The organism is Salinimicrobium oceani, assembly GCF_012037645.1.
In genome coordinates this window covers 365,035-371,368 of the sequence record NZ_JAAVJR010000005.1, presented here as the reverse complement: position 1 = coordinate 371,368, position 6,334 = coordinate 365,035, and the positions used below count along the sequence as shown (strand labels likewise).

5 protein-coding genes are annotated in these 6,334 nt (G+C 40.3%); 4 read left to right on the top strand and 1 reads right to left on the bottom strand.

Features of this window, described 5'->3' with window-relative positions; all coding sequences use genetic code 11:
* The first annotated feature begins 172 nt into the window (after positions 1-172).
* The 4 genes from HC175_RS11260 (at position 173) to HC175_RS11245 (ending at position 3,749) form a co-directional block, all read left to right on the top strand.
* Positions 173-1,012, top strand: coding sequence for a 1,4-dihydroxy-2-naphthoyl-CoA synthase (locus tag HC175_RS11260; protein WP_168138587.1), 840 nt, complete (start codon positions 173-175; stop codon positions 1,010-1,012).
* Positions 1,000-1,533: a PH domain-containing protein gene (locus HC175_RS11255; protein WP_168138586.1), complete on the top strand. Its 534-nt coding sequence runs from the start codon at positions 1,000-1,002 to the stop codon at positions 1,531-1,533. Before HC175_RS11260 ends, HC175_RS11255 begins: the two co-directional genes overlap by 13 nt.
* On the top strand, positions 1,526-3,037 hold the full coding sequence (locus HC175_RS11250; protein WP_168138585.1) for a PH domain-containing protein: 1,512 nt from the start codon (positions 1,526-1,528) through the stop codon (positions 3,035-3,037). The genes HC175_RS11255 and HC175_RS11250 overlap by 8 nt, the downstream gene beginning before the upstream one ends.
* Before the next feature lie 163 nt (positions 3,038-3,200).
* The gene (locus tag HC175_RS11245; protein WP_168138584.1) at positions 3,201-3,749 is read left to right on the top strand and encodes a hypothetical protein; all 549 of its coding nucleotides are present in this window, start codon (positions 3,201-3,203) and stop codon (positions 3,747-3,749) included.
* Between the two features lie 60 nt (positions 3,750-3,809).
* On the opposite strand, the gene HC175_RS11240 is transcribed toward HC175_RS11245, so the two are convergent.
* Positions 3,810-6,224, bottom strand: a complete 2,415-nt coding sequence (locus HC175_RS11240; protein ID WP_168138583.1) for an alpha-ketoacid dehydrogenase subunit alpha/beta — start codon at positions 6,222-6,224, stop codon at positions 3,810-3,812.
* Positions 6,225-6,334: the final 110 nt, after the last annotated feature.

The window sequence follows — 6,334 nt, the reverse complement described above, 5'->3', positions numbered from 1 at the left end:
ATAGGCCACACTTGAGTCTTCAAATGAAAACGCCTAACTTTATTCATGAAAAAACCTGTGAAGAAAACTCCACAGGTCTATCTAAATTTTTTATTTAAAAACTGTCAACCTATTTTAGGACGACACACCTTTCTTAAGGGAAAGCTTTATTTTTACTTCAAATAAAACGAATATGACTAGCATTGATTGGAAAACAGCTAAAGAATATCAGGATATCACTTATAAAAAATTCAACGGAGTAGCGAGGATCGCTTTTAACAGGCCCGAGGTGCGAAACGCGTTCAGGCCTAGAACAACTTCAGAATTGTATGATGCTTTTTATGACGCGAATGAAGATACCACCATTGGCGTAGTTTTACTTTCTGCAGAAGGACCTTCTCCTAAAGATGGGGTTTACAGTTTTTGCAGTGGAGGAGATCAAAAGGCTCGAGGGCACCAGGGATATGTGGGTGAAGATGGCATGCATCGACTAAATATTCTGGAAGTCCAGCGATTGATAAGATTTATGCCGAAAGCAGTCATTGCTGTTGTTCCCGGTTGGGCAGTAGGTGGCGGTCACAGCCTTCATGTAGTTTGTGATCTTACTTTGGCCAGTAAAGAGCACGCTATTTTTAAACAGACCGATGCCGATGTTACCAGTTTTGACGGAGGATATGGATCTGCGTACCTGGCGAAAATGGTAGGACAAAAAAGAGCACGCGAAATCTTCTTTTTAGGCAGGAATTATTCGGCCCAGGAAGCTTTTGAAATGGGAATGGTCAATGCTGTTATTCCCCATGAAGAATTGGAAGATACAGCTTACGAATGGGCGCAGGAAATCCTCGCTAAATCTCCAACTTCTATCAAAATGCTCAAATTTGCCATGAACCTTACTGATGACGGAATGGTTGGACAACAAGTGTTTGCAGGTGAAGCGACCCGACTGGCTTATATGACTGATGAAGCAAAAGAAGGACGCAATGCCTTTTTGGAGAAAAGAAAACCAAATTTTGAGAAGAAATGGATCCCATAGCAGCCGAGAATTTTAAAAATTTCCAATTAGACGTAGCTGCTCTCCCCAATTACGAAGCTGTTCAGTTAGAGCCTATCTCAAGGAAGTACCTCATAAAATTACAGGTTGGAACAGGTGTCTCGCTGCTTTTTCTCGTTGTGGGTTTCGCAGTAGGATATTATTTCGTGCCAGAGGAGTTCAAGAATTATCTGATAGGTGCCATTGTTCTAATGCTCGCTCTTTTTCTGTGGACCTTTTTCAATAATATCATGTATGTGAAAAGGAGTGGCTATGCTTTAAGAGAACAGGATATAATTTTCAAAAGAGGTTTTTTATTTGAAAAGACCACTGTTGTTCCTTTTAATCGAATACAGCATGTTTCCGTGGAAAGATCTTTTTTAGATAAGGTCCTCAATATTGCCACGCTCAAAATATTTACAGCTGGTGGTTCAGGCAGTGATATCAATATTCCAGGTATAAAACCAGGTATTGCTGGTACCCTGAAGGAAGAAATATCAGAAAGGATTTTCAGACATGCCTAATTATGATTTCTCTCAACCTCAAAGGCAGTCTGGTGTTGGGCTTATTCTCATTTTTGCCACTTCTCTTTACCACATCGCCCGAAACCTGTGGGTGCTGATATTCTATTTTTTCGTTGGAAAATTCAGTACAGAAACTGTGATGTGGGCAGCGGCAGGATTACTACTGGTCATTATGCTGAGTCTTGGATATAGTATTCTGTATTTTCTGAAATTCAAATTTCATATTGATCAGAAGAACGAAGAGTTTGTGCTTCAAAAAGGTGTTTTTTCAACCGATGTTATTAATATTCCCTTTAAAAAGATTCAGCAGGTAAATTTTAAACGGAACATTCTTCAAAGGGTAATAGGCGTTTACAGCGTGGTCGTAGAAACGGCGGGCAGCCAGGATAAGGAGGTGGAAATTAAAGCGCTTTCCAGGGACAAGGCTAATGAACTTGCAGGCAAGCTCATGGCTCATGCAGAGTATCAAAATTCCGAATTAGAAGACGAAGAACCGGTTACAGATGCCACGGCAAATGATTCAGTTAAAAAGGAACTGCCGGACTGGGAACACAAGGTGAGTCTGCTCACCTTAATTAAATTAGGTTCAACCTCAAATTATCTGCGTGGCGTTGGGATCATTATTGCTTTCTACTTTACATTAAAAGAGCAGTTCATGTTCAACGAAGAACTTTCTGCTCAACTCCAGGAACCACAGGCTTATTTCGCACAAGGAAAATTTGTGCTAATTATGCTCCTGTTAGTCGTAGGAATGTTGTTAACAGTAGGTGAGACGGTAATGAAATATTTCGGGTTGCACCTGCAGAAGTACAGAGATAACCTCCAGGTGGAAATGGGGCTTCGCAATAATACCAGGGTAAACCTGAGGGCAAGTAGAATTCAATTGTTACAGGTGCTTTCTAATCCTATTCAGAAAAGATTGAATTTATTCCAGGTTAAGATCTCGCTGGCCAGCAGTGAAGACGATCTTGAAAAAAATCAGATCAAGATCGTGGGATTACCAGAGGCTGTTGTGGGCCAGGTCAAGGAATACTTTTACCGGGAGCCCATTGTAGAAGAATTAAGTTTTGTTCCCAGCAAATACCTGCTTTTTAGGAAAGTATTTCGGTCAATGATGCCGTTGTTGATCATAGCTGCGCTGCTACCTTTCTTTCCAGCTCTTTTATTCTTAAACTGGATGCTTTTGCTTGCAGGTGCATATGTACTTCTTGTGAACATTTACAATTACCTGGATTATAAAAATCTTAAGCTTGGAGTGTCTAAAAACTTCCTGGTCCGATATTCTGGAGTCTGGATTCATAAAGAAGAGTATCTTGAAATGTTTCGACTGCAGGCGATTTCTGTCTCACAGCCTCTATGGTATAAAAGGCGCGGACTTTTGAACATTACTTTTCATTCTGCAGGAGGCGATATTTCCTTTAAATTGATAAAAAAATCCGAAGCAACTCCATTATTGAACTTTTTGACCTATAAAATTGAAAGTTCAGAAAAAGCCTGGATGTAAAATTTTTAGAAAATATTTCTGAAGTCTGAAAGAACACCTTTCTAAGAGGTGCCAAAAATGACAAAATCGCATCATTTTATCTTTATAACATGTTGAAAATTAATAATTTAAAACTCTGTTCTTTTCCAAAGGTTTAGAGTAAATTAGAGTAAACCTTATGCTTATGGAAAAGTTTTACTCAATTTTATTGCTGCCTCTTTCGTTCCTGTTGCTGTCATCATGCAGTGTAGATGCTATGCAGGATAAATTAATGTTGGAAGGAGAGCATGGCTTTGACTTCAGGGAAAGCAGGGCTGCCTGGAAGGAACTGAAAAGACAGAATGGAGATTCTTACCTGTACTCCATTTTAGAACAATCGTGGACTGGTGTAGGCAGTGAAACTACGATCGAGGTAGAGAAGGGGAAAGTAAAGCGCCGGTATTTCATCGCCTTCGTAATTTCAGAGGTAGATGGATCAAAGGAAATTACAGATCGCTATGAAGAAACTACTAAAAAGGAGATTGGAAAACATAGTCTTGGGGCTCCTCCTTACACCATAGATGACCTGTACCATACCTGTATTTCAAAATATCTTACAGTTGATCACGACGCAAATGAGGTATTTTTCGAAACTACAGAGGAAGGCCTTATGATCTTGTGTGGATTTGTACCAATTGGATGCCAGGATGACTGCTACAGAGGGATAAGGATCTCTCATTTTGAATGGAAATAGAAAAAGCCACGGCTTTCACATTGTCTGCCGTGGCTTTTATTATTAATACATTTTAAAATTTTACCTGAGATTTGGATATTGAGCAGGATTTGCTTCATTCATGATCTCATATACCTTTTCAAAAATGTCTTCTACAGAAGGTTTTGAGAAGTAATCTCCGTCTGTTCCATATGCAGGACGGTGATCCTTAGCTGTCAAGGTTTGTGGCTTACTATCAAGATATTTCCAGGCGTCCTGTTCCTCCATGACCTTCTGCATGATATAAGCAGAAGCGCCTCCTGGTACATCTTCATCAATTACCAGCAGCCTGTTTGTTTTTTCAACGCTCTTAACAATGTCCTGGTTCAAATCAAACGGTAAAAGAGACTGCACATCAATAACTTCAGCGCTAATTCCTACTTCTTCAAGTTCACGGGCCGCTTGTTCTACCAGGCGCAGGGTGGAACCGTAAGATACCAGGGTAATATCATTTCCCTCTTTCATCATTTCAACAACGCCAAGAGCAGTTTTAAAATCTCCCAGGTTGTTAGGCATTTTTTCTTTTAATCGATAGCCATTAAGAGATTCAATGACCAATGCGGGTTCATCACTTTCAAGAAGTGTATTGTAAAAACCTGCAGCTTTTGTCATATTTCTCGGAACCAGCACATGGATACCGCGAATTAAATTAAGGATACCTCCCATAGGAGAACCACTGTGCCAAATACCTTCGAGTCTATGACCGCGGGTTCTAATGATGAGCGGAGCCTTTTGCTTTCCACGGGTTCTGTACTGCAGCGTGGCAAGGTCATCACTCATAATTTGTAAAGCATAAAGCAAATAATCGAGATACTGAATTTCGGCAATAGGCTTTAGACCTCTCATGGCCATTCCAATACCTTGGCCCAGAATTGTAGCCTCCCGTATGCCGGTATCGGCAATTCTAAGTTCGCCATATTTTTCCTGAAGGCCTTCCAATCCTTGATTCACATCACCAATCTCTCCTGTATCCTCTCCAAAAATGAGAGTTTCAGGATACTTTTCGAAGATCTTATCAAAGTTGTCCCTTAAGATCAACCTTGCATCTACTTCCTCAGCGTTATCATCAAATGATGGAGCAACAGCTTCGATCTTTAAAGCATTGTATTCAGAAGAACTGTATAAATGACTACTGTATTGTGGTCTAACTTCTTCTGTATATTTTTCAATAAAAGCAATAAGTTCCTTTTTTGCAGGAGAATCTTCACCAATCATGAATCTTAATGCTTTTCTTGAAGCCACAAGAATATCGCGCTTAAGAGGTTCTTTATTTTCTTCCAGGTCCTTTTTTAGCTGAAGGATAAAACTCTTGTTCTGGCTGCTATCTGCTGCCTTCTGAAGTAATGGCAATACATCTTTCGTTTTATCTTTTACAGGGGCTACATGTGCTTCCCATGCAGCTTTTTTCCCGTTTCTAACCTGCTTCTTTATTTCTTTTTCTATCTCCTGAAGTTCCTCATCTGTAGCGATATTGGTAGCGATCATCCACTCCCTAAGCTTTACATTACAGTCGTGTTCTCTTTCCCACTGTAATCTTTCTTCGCTCTTATAGCGCTCATGAGAACCTGAGGTGGAATGGCCTTGCGGCTGCGTTAACTGCTGCACATGGATCAAGACAGGAACGTGTTCTTCCCTCGCTATCCTGCTGGCATTTTCATAAGTTTCAATAAGAGCTGGATAATCCCATCCATTTACAGTAAAGATCTCATATCCGTTCTTTTCTCCTTCATCTCTTCTGAAACCCTTTAATACTTCAGAAATATTTTCTTTTGTTGTTTGATGTCTTGCATGTACCGAAATTCCGTATTCATCATCCCACACATTCATGACCATTGGCACCTGAAGCACTCCGGCTGCATTTATGGTTTCCCAGAATAATCCTTCACTGGTACTGGCATTTCCAATAGTTCCCCAGGCAATTTCATTTCCATTTTGAGAAAATTTTTCGGCATCTATTCCTTCAACATTCCTATAGATCTTGGACGCCTGGGCAAGTCCTAAAAGTCTTGGCATTTGTCCTGCAGTTGGAGAAATATCTGCACTGGAATTCTTTTGCTGAGTAAGGTTTTTCCACGTGCCGTCCTCGTTCAAGCTGTGCGTGGCAAAATGCCCCCCCATTTGCCGGCCGGCAGAACTTGGTTCCTGTTCAATGTCTGTAGTTGCGTAGAGACCAGCAAAGAACTGCTGAATATTCAAGGCTCCTATAGCCATCATAAAAGTCTGATCTCTGTAATAACCGGACCTGAAATCACCATTCTCAAAGACCTTAGCCCAGGCCAGCTGCGGCACTTCCTTACCATCTCCAAATATTCCAAACTTGGCTTTCCCGGTAAGGACTTCTCTTCTACCTAAAAGACTGCATTCCCGGCTTGTTACGGCCAGCTTGTAATCGCTTAGGACCTGTGCCTTAAAATCTTCAAAGGAAATTGCACTTTTTGAGGAAGTTTCACTCTGCATAATATGGATTTAAGTTTACCACAAATGTAAAGAAAACTAAGGTTAATTACAATTCAAAAAATATCCGAAAAACTTAATTTTTAACAATACATGTTGCTTCTAATTGTGAA